Here is a 25,196-nt window from a genome sequence, read left to right on the forward strand (position 1 = left end):
CCCAGACTGGGCGCATGACCGGTCAGCCGTACGAGCAGGAGTGGGACGCCGTCCCGCCCGGGTCCGCCGCGCCGCCGTACGCGGCACCGCCTCCCCCGGCGTACGGCCCGCCGGCCCCCTACGGACCCCCGCCCGGGTACGCCCCCGCCCACGGCCAGGGCCCCGGCTACGCCCCGTACCCCGGGTACGGGCCGCCACCCGGCTACGGCTGGGGCGTCCCGCCGGCCTGGCCCGCCGGTCCCGGGCGTCCCGGCGTGGCCACCGCCGCGGGGGTGCTCGGCATCGTGGCCGGGAGCCTCAGCGGGCTGGTGGCGCTGGTCCTCACCGCCGCCGTCCTCAGCGGGGACGACGACGCCGTGAGCATCGTGCTCGTCCTCGGCCTGCCGTGCGGTGCCGCGCTGGTCACCGGGGGGATCCGGCTGCTCACCCGGCACTCCCCCGCGCCGCTGTTCGTCTCCGCGCTGGCCGCCGTCGCGGTGCTGTTCCTCGCGCTGGCCGTCGGGGCCGGCACGCTCGGCGCCGACGGCCTCGTCGGGTTCACCGCGTTCCTCGTCTTCGCCCTGCCCCTGCCGGTGCTCACCGCCGTCTTCGCGCGGCTCCCGGCCACCGTCGGCTGGGCCGCCGGCCGCTGATCGGGGGTCAGGAGCGGCGGCGGGCCTTGTCGGCGTACATCGCCGCGTCGGCCTCGCGGACCACCGTGTCCTGCGCCTGCTCCGGGTCGGTGCCGCCGTCGACCGACCCGATGCCGATGCTCAGCCCCACCTGCACCGTCGTGGGACCCACGGTCAGGGTGCCCGGCAGCGCCTCGCGCAGCCGCGCGGCCAGGTGCTCGGCGTCGGTGCGCTCGGTGTTCTCGCAGACGACGGCGAACTCGTCCCCGCCCAGCCGCGCGGCCGTGTCGCTGGCCCGCAGCACCGAGGTCAGCCGGCCCGCGACCGCGACGAGGACGGCATCGCCGGTGGGGTGGCCGAACTGGTCGTTGACCGCCTTGAACCCGTCGAGGTCGAGGACCAGCACGCAGGTCGGTGTGTTCTCGCGGTGACCGCGCTCGAGGGCGTGGCGCAGCCGGTCGCGGAACAGCAGCCGGTTCGGCAGGCCGGTGAGCGGGTCGTGGGCCGACAGGTGCAGCAGGCGGGCCTCGAGCTCCTTGCGGTCGGTGACGTCCTCGACCACCGTCACCAGGTGCGAGGGGGTGCCGTCGGGCGAGCCCGCCACCCACGACGTCGTCACCTGCACCGGGACCTCGGTGCCGTCGGGGCGGAGGAACCGGCACTCCAGCCGGGTGTGGCCGTGGCTGCGCTGCAGCCCCTGCAGCAGGGCCGTCGCCGCGGCGACGTCGTCGGGGTGGGTGACGTCGGACAGGGTGGTCCCGGCCAGCCGCTCCGGCGGCCTTCCCAGCAGGTCACCCAGTGCGCGGTTGGCCGCGATCAGCTCGCCGTCCGGTGTGCACAGCGCCACGCCCATGGGTGAGTTGGTGAAGGCGCTGCCCGGATCGGGCTGCCTCACCGTGCCCACGGCCTCGGCGTCGTCCACGGACCACCTCCTGTTCCTCCCCCCGAGTGCTGCGGTGTGACCAGGGTGTTCCCTCCCCAGTTCCACGTGGAACCTGCCACGCGGGCAGGATGGGCCCTGGAACCCGTGCGGACCAGGAGGACGATCATGACGGCGGACTTCGACCTCGTGCTGCCCCCCACGGTCGACGTCCGCGAGGTGGGCATGCGCGACGGCCTGCAGCTGGAGGCGACGGTCCCCCTCGAGGGCAAGCTGGCGATGCTCGAGGCGCTGGTGGCCACCGGCGTGCGCCGCATCGAGGTCACCTCGTTCGTCTCGCCGAAGGCCGTCCCCGCGCTGGCCGACGCCGACCAGGTCGCCGCCGAGCTCTCCCGCTGGCCCGACGTGCACTGGTCGGCGCTGGTGGCCAACCCGCGGGGGGCGGTGCGCGCCGTCGACGCCGGCCTCGCCCACCTCGAGCTCGTCGTCTCCGCCTCCGACGGGCACAGCCGCGCCAACGCCGGCCGCTCCACCGCCGAGGCGCTCGCCGGGGTCGCCGAGGTCGCCGGGCTGGCGCACGGCGCGGGCGGGTCGCTCGAGGTCGTCGTCGCCACCGCGTGGGACTGCCCGTTCGACGGCCGGACGCCGATCGCGCGCACCGTCGACGTCTGCCGCGCCGCGGTCACCGCCGGCGCCGACGCGCTGTGCCTGGGCGACACCATCGGGACGACGACGCCGGCGCGGGTGGTCCGCCTCCTCGACGCCGTCCGCCGCGCCTGCCCCGGGACGCCGGTGGCGGTGCACTTCCACGACACCCGCGGCACCGGCCAGGCCAACGCGCTGGCCGCCGTGCAGGCCGGGGTGACCCAGCTCGACGCCTCCGTCGGCGGGCTCGGCGGCTGCCCGTTCGCGCCGGGCGCCAGCGGCAACATCGCGACCGAGGAGCTCGTCTACTGGCTCGAGGAGTCCGACGTGCGCACCGGCATCGACCTCGACGCGATGCTGGCCGCGGCGCGGGTCACCGAGGGCGCGGTCGGCCACGAGCTGCCCAGCTCGCTGTACCGGGCCGGCGGGCGGTCGGTGCCGCGGGCGGCCGCGGCCACCCTCGCCTGAGGCCGGCGTGGAGGTCATCGACCCGCGCGTCATGCGCGACGTCCTGGGGCACTTCGCCTCCGGCGTCACCGTGGTGACCTCCCACAGCGACGCGGGCCCGATCGGCTTCACCTGCCAGTCGTTCAGCTCGCTGTCGCTGGACCCCCCGCTGGTCGCCCTCGCCCCGGCCCGCACGTCGACGACGTGGCCGCGGCTGCGCGACATCGGCCGCTTCTGCGTCAACGTGCTCGCCGAGGACCAGTCGGGCCTGTCGGCGGCGTTCGCCCGCTCCGGCGTCGACAAGTTCGCCGGGGTGCGGTGGCGGCCCAGCCCGCACGGCTCCCCCGTGCTCGACGGCGTCGTCGCGTGGATCGACTGCACGCTGTGGGCCGAGTACGACGGCGGCGACCACACGATCGTGGCCGCGCGCGTGCTCGACCTCGGCGCCGACCCCGGCCGCCGCCCGCTGCTGTTCCACCGCGGCGGCTACGGCCGCCCCGAGCCCCGCGAGAGAGAGGCATAGGAAGCGATCCGCACGTCGACGCGTGCCGGACGTGCGGAGAGCTTCCTATGCCTCGTCGGGTGCCCCGTCGAAGCGGACGGCGATGAGGGCGACGTCGTCGCGGCCGTCCAGGGTGCCGCTGACGGCGGCGTCGCACAGCTCCTGCGGGGAGGCCGCCACCGGCGCCGCCGCCAGCCGCTCCAGCAGCGCCTCGATGCCCTGGTCGAGGTCGGAGCCCGGCGTCTCCACCAGGCCGTCGGTGTAGCCGAGCAGCACCGACCCCGGGGGCAGCTCCACGGTGCGCACCGTCCGCCGCGCCGCGACGTCGACGCCCACGAGCAGGCCCGGGACGCCGTCGAGGAGCTCCACCGCGCCGTCGGGCGAGCGCAGCACCAGCGGCGGGTGGCCGGCGTTGACCACCTGCGCGGTCCAGGGCCCGCCGGGGCGCGCCGGGGGGATCGCGCGGACGTAGGCCATGGTCGCCATCGACGCCACGCGCAGGCCCTGCACCAGCCGGTCGACGCGGGTCAGCACGGCCGCCGGGTGCGGGTCGGGCGCCTCCCACAGGCAGGCCCGGATCAGCCCCCGGAGCTGCCCCATCGCGGCGGCCGCGGCGACGTCGTGGCCGACGACGTCGCCGACCACCATCCCCACCGAGCCGTCAGGCAGCTGCAGCAGGTCGTAGAAGTCCCCGCCGACGTCGGCGGCGGTGGAGGCGCTGACGTAGTGCGCCGCGACCCGCAGCCCCGGGACGTCCGGCAGCTCGGGCAGCAGGGACCGCTGCAGCGTGTCGGCGACGGCGTGCTCCTGCTGGTAGAGCCGCACGTTGTCCATGACCAGCGCCGCCCGCCGCGCGAGGTCCTCGACCAGGCTGACGTCGTCGGGGGTGAACGGACGCTCGGGTGCGCTGCGCACCAGCGCGATCGCGCCCCGGGTGCGGCGGCGGGCCACCAGCGGCACGCTCAGCGCCGTCGCCGCGCCCAGCCGCCCGGCGATCTCCTGGGCCACCGGTGAGGCGGTGTCCTCGCCCAGCTGCGGTGGCAGCCGCTCGACGAGCACGGTCCGGGACGAGGTGATGCTGCGCTGGCTGGGCGAGCCGGACGGCAGCCGCAGCCCGTGCCCGGCGTCGTGGCGGCGGAGCTCGGTGCGGGCGCGCTCGCGGTCGCGCGACACCATCGCGCGCACCTCGCCGTCGTCGTCGACGAGCGTGATGACGACCCAGTCGGCCAGCCGGGGCACGCACAGGGCCGCGAGCCGGTCGAGCAGGTCGCCGACGTCGAGGGTGGCGATCAGCGAGCTGGTGGCCTCGGCCATCAGCGTCAGCCGGGCCTGCGCCCCCTCGGCGTCGCGCTGCGCCCGCTCGGCGTCCGAGCGCGCCTGCTCGGCCACGGCGCGGGCCAGCTCGGCCTCCTGCCGGGCGGCCTGCTCCGCGGCGAAGGCGGCCTCGCGCTCGGCCTCTCCCCGCACCCGCTCGGTGACGTCGGTCTGCACGCCGACGAAGCTGACCAGCTCGCCCTCGCCGTCGAAGACCGGGCTGATGGCCAGCTGGTTCCAGAAGGCGGTGCCGTCGCGGCGGTGGTTGAGCAGCGTGACGGTGACCGGCTCCTGCGCCGCGAGCGCGTCGCGGATCTGCTGCACGGTCGCCGGGTCGGTGTTCGGGCCCTGCAGGAAACGGCAGTTGCGGCCCACCGACTCCCCGTAGGCGTAGCCGGTGATCCGGCTGAAGGAGGGGTTGACCCAGACCAGCGGGTTGTCCGGCTGGCGGGGGTCGGTGATGGTGAAGGCGATGTCGGTGGCGACGACGGCCCGTTCGCGCAGCGCCTGCAGCTCGGCCTCGGCGTCGGCGGTGCCGGTGGCCCCCGCGACCTCGAGCAGCACGACCAGCGACAGCTGCTGGCCGGTGCCGGGCTGGGACAGCGGGAAGCCGGTCACCCACAGCAGCCGGTCGCCGCCGCCGTCGTCCTCGCGTACTCGCGCGGCGTCGGTGCTGCGGCCGGGCGTCAGGCGCACCGCCTCGCCGGTGACCGGCTGCCCCTGGGCCACCAGTGACAGCGGGCCGCTGGTGCGGGCCAGCGGGGCGCCACCGAGGTCGGTGAGGCCGGCCGAGGCGCCCCACGTGTCGATGTCGACCGGGAGCCGCACGTTGCCGGCCATCTCGACGGCGGCGGTGTTGGCGTAGGTGACCGCCCCGGACTCGCGGTCGATGAGCAGGACGGCCACCGGGACGTCGGCCAGGACGGCGGGCAGGGCCGCGGCCGCCGACCCGCCGTCGCCCTGCTCGGTGACCACCGCGTGGGCGGCGGTGACGATGCGGGACTGGCGGCCGCCGGCACCGCGGCCGTCGACGGCCGCCTCCGCCACGGCCGCCCGGGCCTCGGGGCCGATGCCGTCGCCGGGCACGGGCCGGCCCTCCGGTCGGTCGCCTGTCGGTGGCACGCAACGAATCTAACCGGCACCGCAGGTCGGGTGCCCGCGCGCACGGCGGCCGGCCACCCGCAGGTGTGCCGCCCGCCCGGGCGGGCACCCCTCTGCGAGCCACGCAGGAGGGAGACCAGCCATGGGACTGCTCGACCGGCTCCTCGGCCGTCGCCGCAAGCCCGAGCCCGCGCCGTACGGCGGGTACGACGGGTACGCCGCGCCGCCGCCACCACCGCAGGCCCCGCCCGCCCGGCCGCAGTCCGGGCAGCGCGCCCCGCTCACCGACCAGCAGGCCGTCGAGCGCTACCGCTACCTGCTGCGGACCGCGCCCCCGGACCAGATCGAGCAGGCGCACGCCGAGGCCTTCGCCCAGCTCACCCCGCAGCAGCGGCAGGAGGTGCTGACCCAGCTCGCCGCCGCCGTGCCGGCCTCCGAGCGGCCGCGCACCGACGACGCGCAGACCCTCGCCCGGGTGGCCACCCGCGCCGAGCTGCGCCAGCCGGGCATCCTCGAGCGCACCTTCGGCGGCGGCTACGGCCCGGGCTACGGCCCGGGGTACGCCCCCGGCCCCGGGTACGGCGGTGGGGGCTACGGCGGCTACGGCGGGGGCTACGGGCCGCGCACGGGCGGCTTCGGCGGCTCGCTGGGCGGCAGCCTGCTCGGCACCATCGGCGGTCTCGTGGTGGGCACCGCGGTCGCCGACGCGCTCTTCGACACCGGCCTCGGCGACGGCGGCCTGTTCGGCGGCGGGGACGAGGAGGCCTACGCCGAGGGCTACCAGGACGGCGCCGAGGGCGGCGGGGACGGCGGCGGCGATGGCGGTGGCGACTACGCCGCGGGCGACGGCGGCTACGACGGCGGCTACGGCGGTGACCCCGGTGCCGACTTCGCCGGCGGGGCCGACAACGGCTACGACGGCGGTGGGGACTTCGGCGGCGGTGACTTCGGGGGCGGGGACTTCTGACCGCTCAGCGCCCGGGACCCTCCGGCGTCCCGGGCGCCGGGGTGCCCGGCGCCGGCGTGCGGGCCTGGTGGCGCAGCCAGAGCAGGCCGAGCACGGGGAGCACCAGCGGCACGAAGCCGTAACCGCGCCCGAACGCCGACCACACCGTCTCGTCGGGGAAGGCCGCGCGGTCGAGCAGCGACAGGGCCCCCACCACCAGCACCCCGGCCAGCTCGACGCTGATCGCGGCCAGCGCCACCCGGCGGCCACCGCGGGCCAGCGCGACCGTGGCCACGACGTAGACCGCCGCGGCGAACGCGGACAGCAGGTAGGCGACCGGGGCCTCGTCGAAGCGGGTGGCCAGCTGCACGGTCGCGCGGGCGCCGGCGGCGAGGGCGAAGACCGCGTAGACGGCGACCAGCACCCGCCCGGGCCCGCTCGCCGTCCCGCGCTGCGCCGTCCGTTCAGGCACCCGGGGCCTCCCACAGCTGCACCAGCCGCCAGACCATGACCAGGGTGACCAGGGCGGCGACGGCGAGCACGGTCCCCGCCCAGCGGCTGGGCTCGGTGCGCGACCACAGCACCCCGGCTACCGGCAGCAGCACGACGCCGCCGAGGTAGCCGAGGAAGGTGGCCGTCTCCGGCGGCCGCTCACCGCCGGCCAGCGCCACCCCGGCGACGACGGCCTGCACGAGCAGCACGACCTCGAGCACCGCGGCGCCGGCGAGGTGGAGCAGGCCGATCCGCCGGTGGGCGAGGGTCGAGGCCAGCCCGGCGAGGGCGACGACGACGGCGACCGCCGTGGCCGACCAGACGAGGGTGGCGTTCATCGGACCCATGATCGCGCGTCCGCCGGGAGGGGTGGGTCGAGGGCACGGGGTAGGAGGAGGGCATGACCGTCCGCGACCTGGTGGTGGACCTCTGCGCCGAGCACCTCGACGTCCTCGGCAGCGACCCGGTGTCGCTGCAGACGCTGGTAGGGCTGCTGGCCGCGTGCGGGGTGGCCGAGCCGAGCACGCGCCTGGCCGTGGCGGCGCTGCGGCGGGCCGGGTGGCTGACCGGGTCCCGGCGGGGGCGGGAGACGCTGGTGACCCCGACGGCGGTGCTGCGGGAGGCGGTGGCCGCCCGCGACGAACGCGTCGCGCGCCGGACGGGCCCGTGGGACGGGCAGTGGCGGATGGTCGTCTACGGCGTCCCGGAGACCGACCGGGCCGCCCGCGAGCGGGTGCGCCGCAGCCTGGCCCGCGCGGGGTTCGGCCCGCTCGCGCCGGCCACCTGGGTCTCGCCGCACCGGGCGGCGCTGGAGGAGGTGGGCGCCGAGCTGGCCGGCGAGCGCACCTCGCGGCTGGACCTGCTCACCGCGAGCGTCGCCGACCCGCGGCTGTCCGACGTCGACCTCGCCGCCCGCTGCTGGGACCTCCCCCGGCTGGCTGCCGGGTGGACTCGGGTGCTCGACCGGCTGCGCGCCGTCTCCGGCGCGGTCCCCGAGGGCCCGGCCGCGCTCGCCCTGCACCTGCGGCTGCACGCCGAGCTGCGCGCCGTCGTCTCCGGCGACCCGCTGCTCCCCCCGGCGCTGCAGCCGGAGGCCTGGCCCGCCCGCGAGGTCCGCGACGCGTGGGCCGACACCGGCGCCCGGCTGGCGGCCGCGGCCCGCGCGCACGTCGCCGACGTCCTCGGCGCCGTGGGGATCCGCCCCGCCGTCGCGTGACGAGGGACCCTCCTGCCCCCACCCCTCGTGCGCTCGGGGCGGGACCCTGCAGGAGGGCCGTTCCCTCACCTCACCTGTGGACGGTGGACATGTCGGGGTAGCGGTCGCCGACGGCGGCACCGACGGGCGCGGCCTCGTCGAGGCGGCGCAGGTCGTCGTCGGAGAGTGCGACGTCGGCGGCCGCGGCGTTCTCCTCCAGGTAGCGCACCCGCTTGGTGCCGGGGATGGGGACGACGGTCGGGTTGCCCCAGCGGCCGCTCTGCGCCATCACCCACGCGAGAGCCAGCTGCGACGCCGTCGCCCCCTTCTCGTCGGCGATCTCGCGGACCCGGTCGACCAGTCGCAGGTTCTGCTGGAACGCCTCGCCCTGGAAGCGCGGGTTGTGCCGGCGGAAGTCGTCGGGGGCGAGGTCGTCGACGCTGCGGATCTGCCCGGACAGGAACCCGCGGCCGATCGGCGAGTAGGCGACGAACCCGATGCCGAGCTCGCCGCAGGTGGCCAGCACGCCGTTCTCCTCGGGGTCGCGGCTCCACAGCGAGTACTCGGTCTGCACCGCGGCCACCGGCTGGACGGCGTGGGCGCGGCGGATCGTCTCCGGCGCGGCCTCGGAGATGCCCGCGGCGCGCACCTTGCCCGCCTCGACGAGCTCCCGGATCGCGCCCCACGTCTCCTCGACGGGGACCCGGGTGTCCACCCGGTGCTGGTAGTAGAGGTCGATGACGTCGACGCCGAGCCGCTCCAGCGAGGCGTCACAGGCGCGGCGCACGTAGTCGGGGCGGCCGTTGATGCCGCGGAACGAGCCGTCCTCGCCTCGCTCGTTGCCGAACTTGGTCGCCAGCACCACCTCGTCGCGGCGGCCCGCGATGGCCTTCCCGACCAGCCGCTCGTTGGTGAAGGGGCCGTACATGTCGGCGGTGTCGAGGAAGGTGACGCCGAGGTCGAGGGCGCGCTGGATGGTGCGCTCGGCCTCGGCCTGGTCGCCGGTGCCGTAGAACTCGCTCATCCCCATGCAGCCCAGCCCCATGGCCGGGACGGACAGGGACCCGAGGGTGCGTGTCTGCATGACCCCTCGCTGCCCGCCGGGTGCCCGCTGCAACCGACCGCCGGAGGACCCTTCCGTTCCGGCGTCGACGCCTGCCGGACGAGACCGCGCGCTACGGCGGTCGTCTGCCCGTTGACCTGCGGAAACTGTCGTACCCGGTGCGTAGGTTCGGGGTCGTGCAGGAGGTCGCGGAGTACGTGTCGCCGGTGGAGCGGGCGCTCGCCGGGTGGCTCGTCGCGCGGCCCGTACAGGTGCCGCGGCTGCCGGTGGCGGTGCTCTCCGATGAGCAGGCCGCCGTCGAGCTGCGGCGGCTGCAGGCCCGCAAGGCGATGGAGGCGGCCTACGAGGCGGAGCTGGTGCTGCGGCTGGCGGAGGCCCGCCCCTCCGACGACGACCCCGCGCCGGGCACCCCGGGCGCCAGGCGCCGCGGGTCGTGGGCGCCGGACACCGAGCTGCCCGGTGTCTCGGAGTTCTTCACCGCCGAACTCGCGCTGGTGCTCAACTGCGGCCGGGGTACCGCCAACCACCTGGCCACCCGCGCCTGGACCTACCGCGAGCGGCTGCCCGCCACCTGGGCGGCGCTGGCCGCCGGGGAGCTGGACGAGGCCCGCGCGCGGGCGCTGGTCGACGTGCTGCAGCACACCGCCCCGGCCCTGGCCCGCCGCATCGAGGCGGTGGTGCTGCCCGAGGCCGCCGGCCTGACCGTCGGCAAGCTGAAGAAGCGGGCGCTGGAGCTGCTGCTGGAGGCGGACGCCGACGCCATCGACGAACGGCGAAAGACCGCCGAACGCCGGTCCGACGTGCGGGTGTACCCCTCGGCGTCGGACGGGATGAGCACGCTGGCCGCCGACCTGCCCACCGATGTGGCCGCCGCCTGCCACGCGACCGTCGACGCGCTGGCGCGCATGCTGAAGGCCGACGGCGATCCGCGGCCGATCGGGCAGCTGCGCACCGCCGTGTTCGCCGACCTGCTGCAGCGTCCCTGGCAGGCTGGGATGGCGGTCACCGCCCACCTGCAGATCGTCGCCACGCTGGCGTCGCTGGCCGGCCGCTCGGACCAGGCTGGGGCGGTGAACGGGCTGCCGATCACCGCCGCGCACCTGCGCGAACTGCTGCGACAGCTCGACGTCCTCGGCGTGCAGGCGCCCGAGGGTGGGTCGGTGACCGTCGCACTCACCGAGGGCGACGGGACGCTCCGGGCGACGGCGACGCTGGACCGGCTGCGGCAGCTGGCGTCCCGCGGCTGCCCCGAGCACCCCGCGGACGCCGGGTGCGACTGCCCCGTCCTGGACCGGCCGGCGGGCCGGGAGGGCTACACGCCCTCGGCCGCTCAGCAGGCGTTCGTGCGCACCCGCGACCGCACCTGCCGGATGCCCACCTGCGGGCAGCGGGTCGGCTGGGCCGACGCCGACCACGTCCTCCCCCACGCCGAGGGCGGGCTCACCGACTGCGCCAACCTGTGCTGCCTGTGCCGCTCGCATCACCGGGTGAAGACCTTCGCCCGCGGCTGGCGCTTCCACATGGCCGCAGACGGGACGCTCACCGTCACCACCCCGTCGGGCGTCACCCGCACCACCCGGCCACCGGGACTGCGACCACCACCGCCGCCGGAGCCCGAACCGCCTCGAGCAGCAGAACCGGCCGCCCCGGACGACGACCCGCCGCCCTTCTGACCCTGACGGTGCGGGGGAGGCCGGCTGTCCGGCGGCCCGACACCCGGTCCGTACGGCGCTACGCCCAGCGGGCCAGGGCCGTGCTGGTCCCCGGCGCCACCACCGTGAACCCCGCGTCCACGACCTCCACCGGCGCCCGGCCGCGCAACCGCGACCAGCGCGCGACGTCGGGGTGCTCCACCACCACCGGGAAGCCGGCGCCGGACCAGGCGGCCAGCCGGCCGGCGGGCATCCGCAGCGCGGTCAGCTGGGCGGCGTGACCGCAGGCGGCCGCGGCCTTGCCGAGGGGCAGGAACGGCTCCGGGCAGACCGACACCACCACCGCGCCGCCGGGCTCCGGGTCCACCGCCGGGCACGCGTCCGGGTCGTCGGGCTCGCTGCCCGACAGCTGCAGCCGCGCGACCTCCGGTGGCAGCGCGTCGAGCGCGGTCGGCACCAGCGCCCGGACCTCGGCCCCCCGCGCCGCCACCGTGACCCCGGGCAGCGCCGCGACCCGCTGCCACGCCACGCCCCGAGCGCGCCGGCAGTGCTTGCGGATCGCCCCGTCGGTCCACCGCCGGACCCGGGGCCACCACTCCCCGCCGGGCTGCGCCCGGTCGTCGGCGAGCAGCCGCACGACGGCCACCGCCGCGGCCTCGCAGACGGCGCTGCGGGTCGGGGGCGCGCTCCGCTCCACGCGTGCCACCAGCTGCACGGCCCACGGCGCCTCGCCCTCCGGGTCTGCGTACACGACCCCACCCTGCCGGACCGGCACGGGCGACCCCGCCCCGGTTCCACGTGGAACCGCGGGTGTTGCGCCAGTGTGAACAACCCACCCGACGCGTCGCGTGAGCCTGCCGACTGGGGTTGGATCGAACCCATGTGCGGCCTCTCCGGCGAGATCAGGTTCGACGGCTCCCTGGCCGACACCACCGCGGTCGCGCGGATGGTCGAGGCACTGGTCCCCCGCGGACCGGACGGCCAGGGCCAGTGGAGCGCCGGCCGGGTCGCGTTCGGCCACCGGCGGCTGTCGGTCATCGACCTGTCCCCCAGCGGCTCCCAGCCGATGGTCGACAGCGAGCTGGGCCTCGAGGCGGTGTTCAACGGCTGCATCTACGACTACAAGGAGCTGCGCGCCGAGCTCGAGGGCCACGGCTACCGCTTCTTCTCCACCAGCGACACCGAGGTCCTGCTCAAGGGCTACCACCACTGGGGCGTGGACTTCGTCGACCACCTGCACGGCATGTTCGTCGTGGTCATCCACGAGCGCGACACCGGCCGCGTGGTCATGGCCCGCGACCGGCTGGGCATCAAGCCGCTCTACCTCGCCGAGACGCCGGGACGGCTCCGGTTCGCCTCGTCGCTGCCCGCGCTGCTGCGCGCCGGCGACGTCGACACCTCCATCGACCCCGTCGCGCTGCACCACTACCTCACCTGGCACGCCGTCGTCCCCGCGCCGCGCACGCTGCTCAACGGCGTCCGCAAGCTGCCGCCGGCGACCGTGCGGGTGATCGAGGCCGACGGCAGCAGCCGCGAGCACCGCTACTGGGAGCCCACCTACGAGCGCCGCCCGGAGCACGAGCGCTGGTCGGCGCGCGACTGGGAGGACGCGATCGAGGAGGCGCTGCGGGTCGCCGTCCGCCGTCGGCTGGTCTCCGACATCCCGGTCGGCGTCCTGCTCTCCGGCGGCCTGGACTCCAGCCTCATCGTCGGCCTGCTCGCCCAGGAGGGGCAGACGGGGCTGGCCACCTACTCGATCGGCTTCGAGACCGTCGGCGGTCACGCGGGCGACGAGTTCCGCTACTCCGACGTCATCGCCGAGCGGTTCGAGACCGACCACCACCGCATCCGGGTGTCCTCCGACGAGCTCGCCGCGGCGCTGGGCCACGCGATCGGCGCGATGGCCGAGCCGATGGTCAGCCACGACGTCGTCGCGTTCGACCTGCTCTCCGAGCGGGTCAGCCAGACGATCCGGGTGGTGCAGTCCGGCCAGGGCGCCGACGAGGTCTTCGCCGGCTACCACTGGTACCCACCGCTGGCCGACGTCGGCCGCGAGGAGGCCGTCGAGCGGTACGCGAAGGCGTTCTTCGACCGCGGACCGCAGGACATGCGGGCGCTGGTCGGCGAGCGGTACGCCCTCGACGGCGACCCGAGCCTGGAGTTCGTCCGCGACCACATGTCCCGGGCGGGCGCGCAGACCGCCGTCGACGCCGCTCTGCGCCTCGACAGCGAGGTCATGCTCGTCGACGACCCGGTCAAGCGGGTGGACAACATGTCCATGGCCTGGGGCCTGGAGGCCAGGGTGCCCTTCCTCGACCACGACCTGGTGGAGCTGGCCGCCGCCTGCCCGCCGGAGCTCAAGCTCGCCGACGGCGGCAAGGGCGTGCTCAAGGCGCTCGGGCGCCGGATCATCCCGCCGGAGGTCATCGACCGGCCCAAGGGCTACTTCCCGGTGCCGGCGATCACCCACCTCGAGGGCAAGGTGCTCGGCCTGGTCAGGGACGCCCTGTCCAGCGAGGCCGCTCGCGAGCGGGCGCTGTTCCGGCCCGAGTACGTCTCCCGGCTGCTCGACGACCCCAACGGCGAGCTCACGCCGCTGCGCGGCAACAAGCTCTGGCAGCTCGGGCTGGTGGAGCTCTGGCTGCAGAGCCACGGGGTCTGAGGAGGTCCCGTGGCCCCGCCCCGGCTCGCCGGACTCCGCCGCCGCTCGACCGCGGCGCACCCGACCCCCGACCTGACGCGGCGCAGCTGGCAGAAGCCCTCCGAGCGCGAGCTCGCAGGGATGGACACCGACGTCGTCCTCGACCTCGCGTGGGGCCGGCTGGTGTTCGGCCAGACCTTCGCCGAGATGCGCCGCATCCTCGACGCCCTGCGGGACGAGGGGTCCGGCCGGCGCGACATCTGCATCTACGCGCGCGACCCGCACGTGCTCGTCGGCCTGGCCCCCGACGAGCTGTTCATCGACCCCAGCTACACCTACCGGCTCGACCTCCACCGCTACCGCGCCCGGCCCGAGCTCATCCGCGGCGTCTTCGTCCGCACGGTGACCGCGCTGGAGGAGATGCAGGCGATCAACGAGATCTACGCCCGCAACGGCATGGTGACCGGCGACCCCGAGACCATGTGGGCCAACCACCGGACCCGTTCCTTCACCTACCTGGTCGCCGAGGACCGGCGCACCCGCCAGATCGTCGGCACGGTCACCGGCGTCGACCACGTGCTCGCCTTCGGCGACCCGGAGGGCGGGACCAGCCTGTGGTGCCTGTCCGTGGACGCGCAGACCGCGCCCGCGGGCACCGGCGAGGCGCTGGTGCGGGTGCTCGCCGAGCGCTACGTCGGCCGCGGCCGCTCCTACGTCGACCTCTCGGTCATGCACGACAACGCCGCGGCCATCGCGCTGTACCGCAAGCTCGGCTTCACCCGGGTGCCGGTCCTCTGCGTCAAGCGCAAGAACCCGATCAACACACCGCTGTTCGCCGCCCGCCCGGCGGGCCTCGAGCAGCTCAACCCCTACGCGCGCATCGTCGCCGACGAGGCGCTGCGCCGCGGCATCCGCGTCGAGGTCACCGACGCCGAGTTCGGCGAGCTGCGGCTGTCGCTGGGCGGGCGGCAGGTCCTCACCCGCGAGTCGCTGTCGGAGTTCACCACCGCCGTCGCGATGAGCCGCTGCGACGACAAGCGGGTGACCCGCCGCATCGTCGAGGACGCCGGCGTGCGCGTGCCCCGCGGCGTCACCGTCCCCGAGGACGACCCCGGCCCGGCCCGCGAGCTGCTCGCCGAGTGCGGGCAGCTGGTGGTCAAGCCCGCCCGCGGCGAGCAGGGCAAGGGCATCACCGTCGGCGTGACGACGTCCGAGGAGCTCGACCGCGCCGTCGCCGCCGCCCGGCTGTTCTGCCCCGACGTGCTCGCCGAGGAGCTCGTCCCGGGCGAGGACCTGCGGGTGGTGGTCATCGACCACGAGGTCGTCGCCGCCGCGGTGCGCCGGCCGGCCGAGGTGGTCGGCGACGGCCGCCGCACCGTCACCGACCTGGTGCGCGCCGCCAGCCGGCGGCGCGAGCGCGCGACCGGCGGCGAGTCGCGCATCCCGCTCGACGACACCACCGCCGAGGTCGTCCGCGCCGCCGGCCACGCGATGAGCGACGTCCTGCCCGACGGCGCGCGGCTGCAGGTGCGGCGGACGGCGAACCTGCACACCGGCGGCACGATCGAGGACGTCACCGACCGGCTGCACCCCGACGTCGCCGAGGCGGCGGTGCGGGCCAGCCGCGCGATCGGCATCCCGGTCACCGGCATCGACTTCCTGGTGCCCGACGTCGAGGGTCCCGACGCGGTGTTCGTCGAGGCGAACGAGCGCCCCGGCCTGGCCAACCACGAGCCGCAGCCCACCGCCGCCCGCTTCGTCGACCTGCTCTTCCCGGAGACCCGCACCCGGTAGCGCGGACACCGGAAATCTGCTTCACTGGTTGGTGGGAGGGGAGTATCCCCGCAGCGCTCCCGTCGTCAGGACGGCCCCGTGGGAGGGGTCCGGCGGAGCGGGCCCCGCGTGGGCCGGGAGAGACCTCCGGTTGGTGCACCACCGACTGGAGGCGTGTCCGTGGACGTCCCCTTCTGGCTCTGGCTGGCCGTGCTCGGCCTCATCGTCGGCATGCTGGCCGTCGACCTGTTCGCCCACCGCCGCGCGCACGTCATCGGCGTGCGCGAGGCCGCCGCGTGGTCGGTGGTGTGGGTGCTCATCGGCGTCGGCTTCGGCGCCTGGGTGTGGGTCGCGTACGGCGCCGAGCTCGGGCAGCAGTACTACGCCGGCTACCTGATCGAGAAGTCGCTCGCCGTCGACAACGTGTTCGTGTGGGCGATCGTCTTCACGTTCTTCGCCGTGCCCCGGGAGTACCAGCACCGGGTGCTGTTCTTCGGCGTGCTCGGCGCCCTGGTGCTGCGCGGCGCGTTCATCGCCGGCGGCGCGGCGCTCATCGAGAGCTTCGAGTGGGTGCTCTACCTGTTCGCGGCGTTCCTGCTGGTCACCGGGTACCGGATGCTGCGGCAGCGCGACGAGCACGTCGACCCCTCCCGGTCGCGGACGCTGCGGCTGTTCCGCCGGTTCGTGCCGATGACCGACGCCTACCACGGCCAGCGGTTCCTGGTCCGCCGCGGCGGCGTCCTGCTGGCCACTCCCCTGCTCGCCGTGCTGGTGCTCGTCGAGGTCACCGACGTCGTGTTCGCCGTCGACTCGATCCCGGCGATCTTCGCCGTCACCGACGAGCCGTTCCTCGTCTTCACCGCCAACGCCTTCGCGATCCTGGGCCTGCGGGCGATGTACTTCCTGCTCGCCGACCTGATCCACCGCTTCGTGTACCTCAAGACCGGGCTGGCCCTGGTGCTCGTGTGGGTGGGCGTCAAGATGCTGCTCAAGATCGACGTCTACTACATCCCGACCACCGTGAGCCTCGCGGTGATCGCCACCATCCTCGCCGTCTCGGTGTGGGCCAGCCTGCGCGCCACCCGCGGTGAGGGCCGCCGCGCCGTCGAGGCGCCGGCCACTCCCCCGTTCCGCGTGGCCACCGCCGACGAGCTGGCCGAGGTCGAGCCGCTGTGGCGGCGGCGCCGCGCCCGGCGCGACACCCCGGAGCCGGCCGGCACCCCCTGACCGGATCACCGGCCCAGGCATTGGAAGCTCTCCCCACGTCTCGGGACCGAGGACGTGGGGAGAGCTTCCTATGCCTGCAAGGGGTGGGCGCGTGGGATACCTGCTGGCCGCGGTCGGCGGTGCCGTGGGCGCGCTGGCCCGCTGGGGCGTGTCGGCGGCCCTCCCCGTCCGGGACGGCGGCTGGCCCTGGGCGACGCTGCTGGTCAACCTCACCGGCTGCCTGCTCATCGGCGTGCTGCTCGGCGCCCTCGCCCGCCGCTCCCCCGAGCCGGCGTGGGCCCGGCCGTTCCTCGCCGTCGGCGTCCTCGGCGGCTACACCACCTGGTCGGCCTTCGCCGTCGAGGTCGTGGCGCTCACCGACGCCGGGGCCGTGGCGACGGCGGCCGGCTACCTGCTCGCCTCCGTCCTCGGCGGGGTGCTCGCCGTGGCCGCCGGCGTGCGGGTGGCGCGGCGGGGACGCCCGTGACGCCGCTGCTCGTCGTCGCCGGTGCGCTGGCCGGCGCGCCGCTGCGGCTGCTGGCCACCCGGCTGGCCGCCCGCTCCGGCCGCGACCCCGCGCTCGGCACGCTGGCGGTCAACGTCGCGGGCGGTGCCGTCCTCGGGGTGCTGCTCGGGCTGGGCGGGGTGCCGGGCTGGGTGCTCGCGCTGGTCGGCACCGGGTTCTGCGGCACGCTCACCACCTTCTCCACCCTCGGCGCCGACGTCGTGCGGCTGGTGGAGGAGCGCACGCTCGGCCGCGCGGTGGGCTACCTCGCCGCCACCCTCGTGCTCGGCCTCGCCGCGGCCGCGGCCGGCTGGCTGCTGGCCGGGGGTGCCACCGCGACGCCGTCTGGTTAGGGTCGGAACCGGTATGGCCGGAGCAGACGCGGGAGACGTGCAGGCGGACAGCCCGGTCGTCGTGGTGGCCAACCGGCTGCCGGTCGACCAGGTCACCGACCCCGACGGGACGACGCGCTGGCAGCGCAGTCCCGGCGGGCTGGTGACCGCGCTGGAGCCGTTCGTGGCCGGGCGCGGCGGGGCCTGGGTCGGCTGGTCGGGCACCGCCGGCGAGGCGCCCGAGCCCTTCGAGTCCGGCGGGATCTCGCTGGTCCCCGTCGAGCTCTCCGAGGAGGAGGTCGACCGCTACTACGAGGGCATGTCGAACGCCTCGCTGTGGCCGCTGTACCACGACGTGGTCGAGAAGCCGGAGTACCACCGCACCTGGTGGGACACCTACGTGCAGGTCAACAAGCGCTTCGCCGACCGGACCGCCGAGGTCGCCGCCGAGGGCGCCATCGTCTGGGTGCACGACTACCAGCTGCAGCTGGTCCCGGCGATGCTGCGCCAGCGCCGTCCCGACCTCACGATCGGCTTCTTCCTGCACATCCCGTTCCCGCCCTACGAGCTGTTCACCCAGCTGCCGTGGCGCTCGGCGATCGTCGAGGGGCTGCTCGGCGCCGACCTCGTCGGCTTCCAGCTGCCGAGCGCGGCGGCGAACTTCGTCCAGCTCGCCCGGCGGCTGCACGAGCTGCCCACCCGCGGCGCGACCATCGAGTACGACGGCCGGGTGGTGACCGCGCGGGCGTTCCCCATCTCCATCGACGTCGCCGCCTTCGACCGGCTGGCGAACTCACCGGAGGTCCTGGCCCGGGCCAAGGAGATCCGCACCGAGCTCGGCGACCCGGAGAAGATGATCCTGGGCGTCGACCGGCTCGACTACACCAAGGGCATCAGCGTCCGGCTCAACGCCTTCCAGGAGCTGCTGGAGGACGGCGCGGTCGAGGCGCCCGGCACCGTGCTGGTCCAGGTGGCCACGCCCAGCCGGGAGCGGGTCGAGCACTACGTGCACATGCGGGAGACCATCGAGCAGCAGGTCGGGCACATCAACGGCGTGTTCGGCTCGATCGGCGGGCCGGCGGTGCACTACTTCAACCAGTCGATGCCGCGCGAGGAGCTCGCCGCCCTCTACCGCGCCGCCGACGTCATGCTCGTGACGCCCTACCGCGACGGCATGAACCTGGTCGCCAAGGAGTACGTGGCCGCCCGCAGCGACCTCGGCGGCACGCTGGTCCTGTCGGAGTTCGCCGGCGCCGCCGCCGAGTTCCGGCAGGCCTTCCTGGTCAACCCGCACGACATCACGGGCGTGAAGAACCAGCTGCTGCGGGCGCTGCGCGCCGAGCCGGCCGAGGCCGCCCGCCGGATGCGCGCCATGCGGCGGCACCTGGTCAAGCACGACCTCGACCACTGGGCGTCGTCGTTCTTCGACGCCCTGCGCGCGCAGGCGTGAGCGCCGTCCCGGCCGGTCTCGCCGCGGCGCTGACCGAGCTGGCCGCCCGCCGGCCGCTGCTGGTGGCCACCGACTACGACGGCGTCCTCGCCCCGCTGGTCGACGACCCCTCGGCCGCGGTCCCCTCCCCCGGCGTCGACGAGGCCCTGGCCCGCGTCGCCGCGGCCGCGGGGGTCACCGTCGCGCTGGTGAGCGGGCGCGGCGTCGACGACCTGCGGCGGGTCAGCGGCCTCGCCGGCCCCTACCGGTTCGTCGGCAGCCACGGCGCCGAGTACGGCGGCCCGCTGACCGGCGAGCTGGCCGGCCGCCGCGACGCGGTCGCCGAGCGGATGGCCCCCCTGGTCGCCGCCGTCCCCGGGGCCCGGCTGGAGGTCAAGCCGGCCAGCGTCGCCGTGCACGTGCGGCAGGTCGCCGACCGGGCCGCGGCCGCCGCGCTGCTGGCGGAGGCCGGTGCGGCGGCGGATCCGTCACTGACGCAGAAGCCCGGCAAGGACGTGCTCGAGCTCGCCGTCACCGACGCCGACAAGGGCAGTGCCGTCACCCGGCTGCGGGAGGACCTCGGCGCCGCCGCCGTCGTCTACCTCGGCGACGACGTCACCGACGAGGACGCCTTCCGCCGGCTCGGGCCCGCCGACGTCGGGGTCAAGGTCGGCGACGGCGAGACGGCCGCGGGGCACCGGGTCACCGACCCCGCCGCCGCGGTCGCCGTCCTCCGGCTGCTCGCCGACCTGCTCGGCTGACCCGTACGCGGCGCGTCGCGTCACCCGCCCGGGTGACCGGCGGGCCCTCGCGCCGCCACCGCTCCCACGCCGGTCGACACGTCGACGGCTCCTCCCCCGCCACCTGCGCGGACACGCCCGCCGCACCCCGCCGCCGGCCGGTCGCCCGAGCCGGCCGGTCGACCTGACGACGGCGACGCGGGCGGTCACCGTCCGCCGCGCAACGATCCGTCCGACCGTGCCCCGCGCGCCGCGGCGGGACGCGGCGCGGGCCCCACCATTCCCCCTGCACGCCGGTCACACCCGTCGCAGCGTGCACAGGAAGCCCAGGAGGCCCCACGTGAACGCCGCGTCTCGCCCGCGCACCGGCCCCGCCGGCTGGTACGCCGACCGCCCGCTGTCGGTCAAGTTCGGCGCCCTGGTCGCCGTCGGCACGCTGTCCCTCGGCGGGCTGCTGGGCTCGACCGTCCTGGGCAACGCCGCCATCCGGGACGCCCAGCACGACGCCGAGGCGCTCGACCGCGCCCAGGTGCTGGTCCTGCAGCTCGACACCCGGGCCAGCGAGCTCAAGGTCGACGGCTTCAAGGCCGTGGTGCGGGAGGACCCGGCCGAGCAGCTCGCCGAGCTCGCCGAGGACGTCGCCACCCCCGAGGCGATGCTCGAGGAGCTCGCCACCGTGGAGCTGACCGGGGACGCCGCCGCGGCCGTGGCCGAGCTGGAGGGGACCTACGGCGAGTACACGGCCGCCATCAGCGCGTTCGTCGACCGCGCCGTCGCCGACCAGGCCGGCGCCCGGGCGGACTGGGAGGGCATCCAGGCCGCCAACGACCTCACCGACGACGCCGTCGGCGCCGCGGTGGACACCCTCGCGACCGAGTCGGCCGCCGCCACCGACGCGATGGAGGCGACCGTCTCGCGGTACGAGCGGATCGGCCTGCTCGTGGCGGTCGCCGGCTTCCTGCTGCTGGCCGGCCTCAGCTGGCTGACCGCCCGCTCGGTCATCCGTCCGGTGCGCAGCGTCCAGGCCTCCCTCGAGGCGCTGGCGGAGGGCGACCTGACCCGGGACAGCGGGGTGTCCTCGCGGGACGAGGTCGGCCGCATGGCCGACGCTCTGCACCGGGCGCAGGCCGGCCTGCGCGAGGTCATGGGCTCGGTCGCGTCCTCGGCGGACGCGGTCGCGGCCAGCTCGGAGGAGCTGAGCGCGTCCTCGGCGCAGATCTCCGCCTCGGCCGAGGAGACCTCCGCGCAGTCCGGGGTGGTGTCCGGTGCCGCCGAGGAGGTGTCCCGGTCGGTGCAGACGGTCGCCGCCGGTGCCGAGCAGATGGGCGCGTCCATCCGGGAGATCGCCACCAACGCCGCCGAGGCGTCGGCGGTGGCCGCCCGCGCGGTGACGGCGGCGGAGACGACGACGGCCACGGTGGCGAAGCTGGGCGCCTCCTCGGCGGAGATCGGCAACGTCGTCAAGGTGATCACCTCCATCGCCGAGCAGACCAACCTGCTGGCGCTGAACGCCACGATCGAGGCCGCCCGAGCCGGGGAGGCCGGCAAGGGCTTCGCGGTGGTCGCCAACGAGGTCAAGGAGCTGGCCCAGGAGACCGCCAAGGCGACCGAGGACATCGCCCGGCGGGTGGAGGCCATCCAGAAGGACACCGGCGCGGCGGTGAGCGCGATCGGGGAGATCAGCACGATCGTGGCGCAGATCTCCGACCGGCAGACCACCATCGCCTCGGCGGTGGAGGAGCAGACCGCGACCACCGCGGAGATGTCGCGGTCGGTGGCCGAGGCCGCGCAGGGCTCGGGGCAGATCGCGGACAACATCGCCGGGGTCTCCGGCGCCGCCGACGCCACCACCCAGGCGCTGAGCCAGACCCGGGTCGCCGTCGACGAGCTGTCCCGGATGGCCGCCGACCTGCGCACCGGCGTCGCCCGCTTCACCTACTGATCCGTCCCACTCCCCTCCCCCCCGGAAGGCACCGCCGTGCACCTGTCCTGGCTCTCCGACCTGCGGGTCGGCCGCCGCCTCGCCCTCGCCTTCGGCGCGGTCGGGATCCTCGTCGTCGTCTGCGCCGCGACCGGCCTGGCGGCGGTGTCCCAGCAGCGCGACCTCGCCGGCGAGCTCAGCCGGGCCGACGCCGTCCTGGCCGACGCCGGGACCGCCCGCTTCCAGATCGCCGACGTCACCGGCTGGCAGGGTCTGGTCGTCGCCGACGCCGTCACCTTCGGCCCCGACGTCGCCCTCGCGACCGACTCCTACAACCGGGCCGGCCTGCTGGACAGCAAGGACGCGGTCTACGCCTGGCTCGACGACGTCGACACCTCGGCGATGGACGCCGACGAGGCCGAGGCCTTCGCCGAGCTGCGGCCGGCCTGGGACAACTACTTCGCCTGGGACGACCGGGTGGTGCAGTGGCTGTCCACCGGCACGCCGGAGGACAACCGCGCGGCGCTGGAGAGCATCAACGGCGGTGAGGCCGGCGAGGGGTACGGCATGGTGCTCGACCTCGCCGACCGGATCCAGGCCTCGGCCACCGAGCGCGCCGAGCAGCTGCGCGCCGACCAGGCGGACGCGCAGGGCCGCGCGACCGTCCTGCTGACCGCCGTGGGCGTGCTCGCCGTCGTGCTGGCCGGGTTGTGCGCGGTGCTGGTCGGCCGCTCGATCGTCCGTCCGCTGCGCCGGGTGCAGGCGCTGGCCGCCCGCCTGGCCGCGGGGGACCTGACGGACGGCACCGGGATCCGGCAGCGCGACGAGGTCGGCCAGGTGGCCGAGGCGCTCGACGCCGCCCAGGAGGGCCTGCGGGCGGTGATGGCGTCGGTGGCGTCCTCTGCGGACGCCGTGGCCGCGAGCTCGGAGGAGCTGAGCGCCAGCTCGGCGCAGATCTCCGCCTCCGCCGAGGAGACCTCCGCCCAGTCCGGCGTGGTGGCCGGGGCGGCCGAGGAGGTGTCCCGCAGCGTCCAGACCGTGGCCGCCGGCGCGGAGGAGATGGGGGCCTCGATCCGGGAGATCGCCACCAACGCCGCGGAGGCCAGCGCCGTCGCCGCCCGTGCCGTCACCGCCGCGGAGTCGACCACCGCGACCGTGGCCCGGCTGGGGGAGAGCTCGGCGGAGATCGGCAACGTCGTGAAGGTGATCACCTCGATCGCCGAGCAGACCAACCTCCTCGCGCTGAACGCGACCATCGAAGCCGCGCGCGCCGGGGAGGCGGGCAAGGGCTTCGCCGTGGTGGCCAACGAGGTCAAGGAGCTGGCCCAGGAGACGGCGAAGGCGACCGAGGACATCGCCCGCCGCGTGCAGGCCATCCAGGGCGACACCACGGCGGCGGTGACCGCGATCGGCGAGATCAGCTCGATCGTCGCCCAGATCTCGGACCGGCAGACCACCATCGCCAGCGCCGTCGAGGAGCAGACCGCGACGACGAGCGAGATGTCGCGGTCGGTGGCCGAGGCCGCGCAGGGGTCGGGGCAGATCGCGGACAACATCGCCGGGGTCTCCGGTGCCGCCGACGCCACCACCCAGGCGCTCACCCAGACGCGCACCGCCGTCGACGAGCTCGCCCGGATGGCCGCCGACCTGCGAGCCGGCGTCGCCCGCTTCACGTACTGAGCGCACTCCTCCGGTTTCCGGGGACCATTCTCCGGAATGGTCGCCGACCCGGACAGCCGGGGAGAGAGAACGGGCCGGCGTCGTCGCCACGGTGACGGTTCCGGCCCGTTCTCGCGCGGGAAACCGCATGTCGACACGGCGTCCCGGCCTGCCCGGCACCAGGTGGGGCCGTGTCGACAAGGGTAGCTGAATGGCGCTCCGGAATGACCTGCCAGCCATTCTGCTCCGTGCCCGGATCGTTACCGACACACCATTTCCGGACGGAGACGGTCTCCATTCCCGTCCGCCACATTGGATGCACGACGGCGTGACCGACCGCGGCCGTTCCTCCCCGTTCCCCGACGGGCCCCACCTCGAGAGCAGGAGCTGATCCATGAGCACCGCCCGTACCGGCCGTTCCGGCGGCTGGTTCGCCGACCGCCCGGTCGCCGTCAAGATCGGCGCCGCCGTCGCCGTCCTCGCCCTCGTCGCCGTCGCGATGTCCGTCCTGGCCGTCACCCGGCTGTCCGCCGTGCAGGCCGCCGCGGTGCGGATCAACGGGAACGTCGGCACGCTGGCGGACCTCGCCGACATCCAGCGGTCCTGGCAGGGCGACCGCTCGCGCTACAACAGCTACGCCCTGGTCGACCCGCGCACCCGCGCCGAGCTCCGCACCGACCTCGCGGAGCGGCGGGAGACCCTCGAGGGTCAGCTCGACGCGTACGCCGAGGTGACGGTCAACCGGACCGCCTTCGACGAGTTCCGCAGCACCGTCGACGGCTACTACGCGGTGGCCGAGGGGCAGCTGCTGCCCGCCGCCGACGCCGGCGACCTGGCGAGGGCCGGTGCGGTCGTCGCCGGTCCGCTGCAGGACGCCTCTGACTCGATCATGGACCAGTACGCGGCCATGCAGGACCGGCGGGTCGCCGCCGGCCAGGCCGACACCGACGACGCGATCGCCACCGTCTCCTCGGCCACCACCACGCTGTGGCTCGCCCTGGCCGCCGGCATCGTCGTCGCCGGCGGGCTGACCGTCCTGGTCGTCCGGCGCCTGGTGGCCACGGTCCGCTCCGTGCAGCGCTCGGTCGAGGCGCTCGCCGAGGGCGACCTGACCGTCACGCCCGAGGTCCGCGGCCGCGACGAGCTGGGCCGGATGGCCGAGGCGCTCGGCGCCGCCCAGCAGAGCCTGCGTTCGGTGCTGTCGTCGGTGGCGTCCTCGGCGGACGCGGTCGCGGCCTCCAGCGAGGAGCTGAGCGCGTCCTCGGCGCAGATCTCCGCCTCGGCCGAGGAGACCTCCGCGCAGTCCGGGGTGGTGTCCGGTGCCGCCGAGGAGGTGTCCCGGTCGGTGCAGACGGTCGCCGCCGGTGCCGAGCAGATGGGCGCGTCCATCCGGGAGATCGCCACCAACGCCGCCGAGGCCTCCGCCGTCGCGGCCCGCGCCGTCACCGCCGCGGAGACCACCACCGCCACCGTCACCAAGCTCGGTGAGTCCTCCGTGGAGATCGGCAACGTGGTCAAGGTGATCACCTCCATCGCCGAGCAGACCAACCTGCTGGCGCTCAACGCCACCATCGAGGCCGCCCGGGCCGGGGAGGCCGGCAAGGGCTTCGCGGTGGTGGCCAACGAGGTCAAGGAGCTGGCCCAGGAGACGGCCAAGGCGACCGAGGACATCGCCCGGCGGGTGGAGGCGATCCAGAAGGACACCGGTGCGGCGGTGAGCGCGATCGGGGAGATCAGCACGATCGTGGCGCAGATCTCCGACCGGCAGACGACGATCGCGAGTGCGGTGGAGGAGCAGACCGCGACCACCGCGGAGATGTCGCGGTCGGTGGCCGAGGCCGCGCAGGGGTCGGGGCAGATCGCGGACAACATCGCCGGGGTCTCCGGCGCCGCCGACGCCACCACCCAGGCGCTCACCCAGACCCGGGTCGCCGTCGACGAGCTGTCCCGGATGGCGGCCGACCTGCGCACCGGCGTCGCCCGCTTCACCTACTAGGCGACGACCACCAGGCGACGACCGGGCGACACCGCCCCGGGGGGGGGGGGGGGGGGGGGGGGGGGGGGGGGGGGGGGGGGGGGGGGGGGGGGGGGGGGGGGCGGGCGCGCGCCAGCCCCCGCCCCCCCGCCCCGACCCGCCCCCCC

Annotated in this window: 22 protein-coding genes; 16 read left to right on the forward strand and 6 right to left on the reverse strand. The window is 75.7% G+C overall.

The features are described from left to right. Positions 1–14 precede the first annotated feature (14 nt). Complete coding sequence (locus ACI8AD_RS14515) at positions 15–632, forward strand: hypothetical protein (RefSeq protein ID WP_456871230.1); 618 nt, start codon at positions 15–17, stop codon at positions 630–632. A gap of 7 nt (positions 633–639) precedes the next feature. Here the strand turns inward: ACI8AD_RS14515 and ACI8AD_RS14520 are convergent, their stop codons facing one another. Then, complete coding sequence (locus ACI8AD_RS14520; RefSeq protein WP_456871231.1) at positions 640–1,533, reverse strand: diguanylate cyclase domain-containing protein; 894 nt, start codon at positions 1,531–1,533, stop codon at positions 640–642. Between the two features lie 126 nt (positions 1,534–1,659). Here ACI8AD_RS14520 and ACI8AD_RS14525 point away from each other — a divergent pair, with 126 nt between their 5' ends. Both ACI8AD_RS14525 and ACI8AD_RS14530 read left to right on the forward strand, forming a co-directional pair. Then, positions 1,660–2,604, forward strand: coding sequence for a hydroxymethylglutaryl-CoA lyase (locus ACI8AD_RS14525; RefSeq protein WP_456871232.1), 945 nt, complete (start codon positions 1,660–1,662; stop codon positions 2,602–2,604). A 7-nt stretch (positions 2,605–2,611) separates the two neighbouring features. Then, the gene (locus ACI8AD_RS14530) at positions 2,612–3,106 is read left to right on the forward strand and encodes a flavin reductase family protein (RefSeq protein ID WP_456871233.1); all 495 of its coding nucleotides are present in this window, start codon (positions 2,612–2,614) and stop codon (positions 3,104–3,106) included. 45 nt (positions 3,107–3,151) lie between these two features. On the opposite strand, the gene ACI8AD_RS14535 is transcribed toward ACI8AD_RS14530, so the two are convergent. After that, positions 3,152–5,521 carry a SpoIIE family protein phosphatase gene (locus tag ACI8AD_RS14535; protein ID WP_456871234.1) on the reverse strand — a complete coding sequence of 790 codons (2,370 nt, stop codon included), beginning with the start codon at positions 5,519–5,521 and terminating at the stop codon, positions 3,152–3,154. A 121-nt stretch (positions 5,522–5,642) separates the two neighbouring features. On the opposite strand from ACI8AD_RS14535, the gene ACI8AD_RS14540 reads away from it, so the two are divergent. Next, on the forward strand, positions 5,643–6,467 hold the full coding sequence (locus tag ACI8AD_RS14540; protein WP_456871235.1) for a hypothetical protein: 825 nt from the start codon (positions 5,643–5,645) through the stop codon (positions 6,465–6,467). A 4-nt stretch (positions 6,468–6,471) separates the two neighbouring features. Here ACI8AD_RS14540 and ACI8AD_RS14545 read toward each other — a convergent pair whose 3' ends face one another. Further along, on the reverse strand, positions 6,472–6,918 hold the full coding sequence (locus tag ACI8AD_RS14545; protein ID WP_456871236.1) for a hypothetical protein: 447 nt from the start codon (positions 6,916–6,918) through the stop codon (positions 6,472–6,474). After that, positions 6,911–7,276 carry a hypothetical protein gene (locus ACI8AD_RS14550; protein WP_456871237.1) on the reverse strand — a complete coding sequence of 122 codons (366 nt, stop codon included), beginning with the start codon at positions 7,274–7,276 and terminating at the stop codon, positions 6,911–6,913. Before ACI8AD_RS14550 ends, ACI8AD_RS14545 begins: the two co-directional genes overlap by 8 nt. Positions 7,277–7,338: 62 nt before the next feature. Here ACI8AD_RS14550 and ACI8AD_RS14555 point away from each other — a divergent pair, with 62 nt between their 5' ends. Further along, positions 7,339–8,154: a PaaX family transcriptional regulator C-terminal domain-containing protein gene (locus tag ACI8AD_RS14555; protein ID WP_456871238.1), complete on the forward strand. Its 816-nt coding sequence runs from the start codon at positions 7,339–7,341 to the stop codon at positions 8,152–8,154. 70 nt (positions 8,155–8,224) lie between these two features. Here ACI8AD_RS14555 and ACI8AD_RS14560 read toward each other — a convergent pair whose 3' ends face one another. After that, positions 8,225–9,217: an aldo/keto reductase gene (locus ACI8AD_RS14560; protein WP_456871239.1), complete on the reverse strand. Its 993-nt coding sequence runs from the start codon at positions 9,215–9,217 to the stop codon at positions 8,225–8,227. Between the two features lie 155 nt (positions 9,218–9,372). Between ACI8AD_RS14560 and ACI8AD_RS14565 the strand changes: the two genes are divergently transcribed. Further along, positions 9,373–10,869, forward strand: a complete 1,497-nt coding sequence (locus ACI8AD_RS14565; RefSeq protein ID WP_456871240.1) for a DUF222 domain-containing protein — start codon at positions 9,373–9,375, stop codon at positions 10,867–10,869. A 58-nt stretch (positions 10,870–10,927) separates the two neighbouring features. On the opposite strand, the gene ACI8AD_RS14570 is transcribed toward ACI8AD_RS14565, so the two are convergent. After that, positions 10,928–11,599, reverse strand: a complete 672-nt coding sequence (locus tag ACI8AD_RS14570) for a hypothetical protein (RefSeq protein WP_456871241.1) — start codon at positions 11,597–11,599, stop codon at positions 10,928–10,930. Between the two features lie 129 nt (positions 11,600–11,728). Here ACI8AD_RS14570 and ACI8AD_RS14575 point away from each other — a divergent pair, with 129 nt between their 5' ends. The 10 genes from ACI8AD_RS14575 to ACI8AD_RS14620 all read left to right on the forward strand — a co-directional run bounded on the left by ACI8AD_RS14575 (position 11,729) and on the right by ACI8AD_RS14620 (position 25,050). Then, on the forward strand, positions 11,729–13,510 hold the full coding sequence (locus ACI8AD_RS14575; protein ID WP_456871242.1) for an N-acetylglutaminylglutamine amidotransferase: 1,782 nt from the start codon (positions 11,729–11,731) through the stop codon (positions 13,508–13,510). 9 nt (positions 13,511–13,519) lie between these two features. Then, the gene (ngg, locus tag ACI8AD_RS14580; RefSeq protein ID WP_456871243.1) at positions 13,520–15,283 is read left to right on the forward strand and encodes an N-acetylglutaminylglutamine synthetase; all 1,764 of its coding nucleotides are present in this window, start codon (positions 13,520–13,522) and stop codon (positions 15,281–15,283) included. A gap of 159 nt (positions 15,284–15,442) precedes the next feature. Next, positions 15,443–16,489: a TerC family protein gene (locus tag ACI8AD_RS14585; protein ID WP_456871244.1), complete on the forward strand. Its 1,047-nt coding sequence runs from the start codon at positions 15,443–15,445 to the stop codon at positions 16,487–16,489. Positions 16,490–16,580: 91 nt separating this feature from the next. Next, complete coding sequence (gene crcB, locus ACI8AD_RS14590) at positions 16,581–16,955, forward strand: fluoride efflux transporter CrcB (RefSeq protein WP_456871245.1); 375 nt, start codon at positions 16,581–16,583, stop codon at positions 16,953–16,955. Further along, positions 16,952–17,326: a fluoride efflux transporter FluC gene (locus ACI8AD_RS14595; protein ID WP_456871246.1), complete on the forward strand. Its 375-nt coding sequence runs from the start codon at positions 16,952–16,954 to the stop codon at positions 17,324–17,326. Before crcB ends, ACI8AD_RS14595 begins: the two co-directional genes overlap by 4 nt. 37 nt (positions 17,327–17,363) lie before the next feature. Beyond that, positions 17,364–18,755, forward strand: a complete 1,392-nt coding sequence (locus tag ACI8AD_RS14600; RefSeq protein ID WP_456871247.1) for an alpha,alpha-trehalose-phosphate synthase (UDP-forming) — start codon at positions 17,364–17,366, stop codon at positions 18,753–18,755. Beyond that, complete coding sequence (otsB, locus tag ACI8AD_RS14605) at positions 18,752–19,495, forward strand: trehalose-phosphatase (protein ID WP_456871248.1); 744 nt, start codon at positions 18,752–18,754, stop codon at positions 19,493–19,495. Before ACI8AD_RS14600 ends, otsB begins: the two co-directional genes overlap by 4 nt. Before the next feature lie 319 nt (positions 19,496–19,814). Further along, a complete protein-coding gene (locus ACI8AD_RS14610; protein WP_456871249.1) occupies positions 19,815–21,416 on the forward strand; it encodes a methyl-accepting chemotaxis protein in 1,602 nt (533 codons plus the stop codon). Between the two features lie 36 nt (positions 21,417–21,452). Then, complete coding sequence (locus ACI8AD_RS14615) at positions 21,453–23,075, forward strand: methyl-accepting chemotaxis protein (RefSeq protein ID WP_456871250.1); 1,623 nt, start codon at positions 21,453–21,455, stop codon at positions 23,073–23,075. A 373-nt stretch (positions 23,076–23,448) separates the two neighbouring features. After that, the gene (locus ACI8AD_RS14620) at positions 23,449–25,050 is read left to right on the forward strand and encodes a methyl-accepting chemotaxis protein (RefSeq protein ID WP_456871251.1); all 1,602 of its coding nucleotides are present in this window, start codon (positions 23,449–23,451) and stop codon (positions 25,048–25,050) included. The last annotated feature ends 146 nt before the right edge of the window (positions 25,051–25,196 follow it).

Source organism: Geodermatophilus sp. SYSU D00766 (assembly GCF_054049915.1).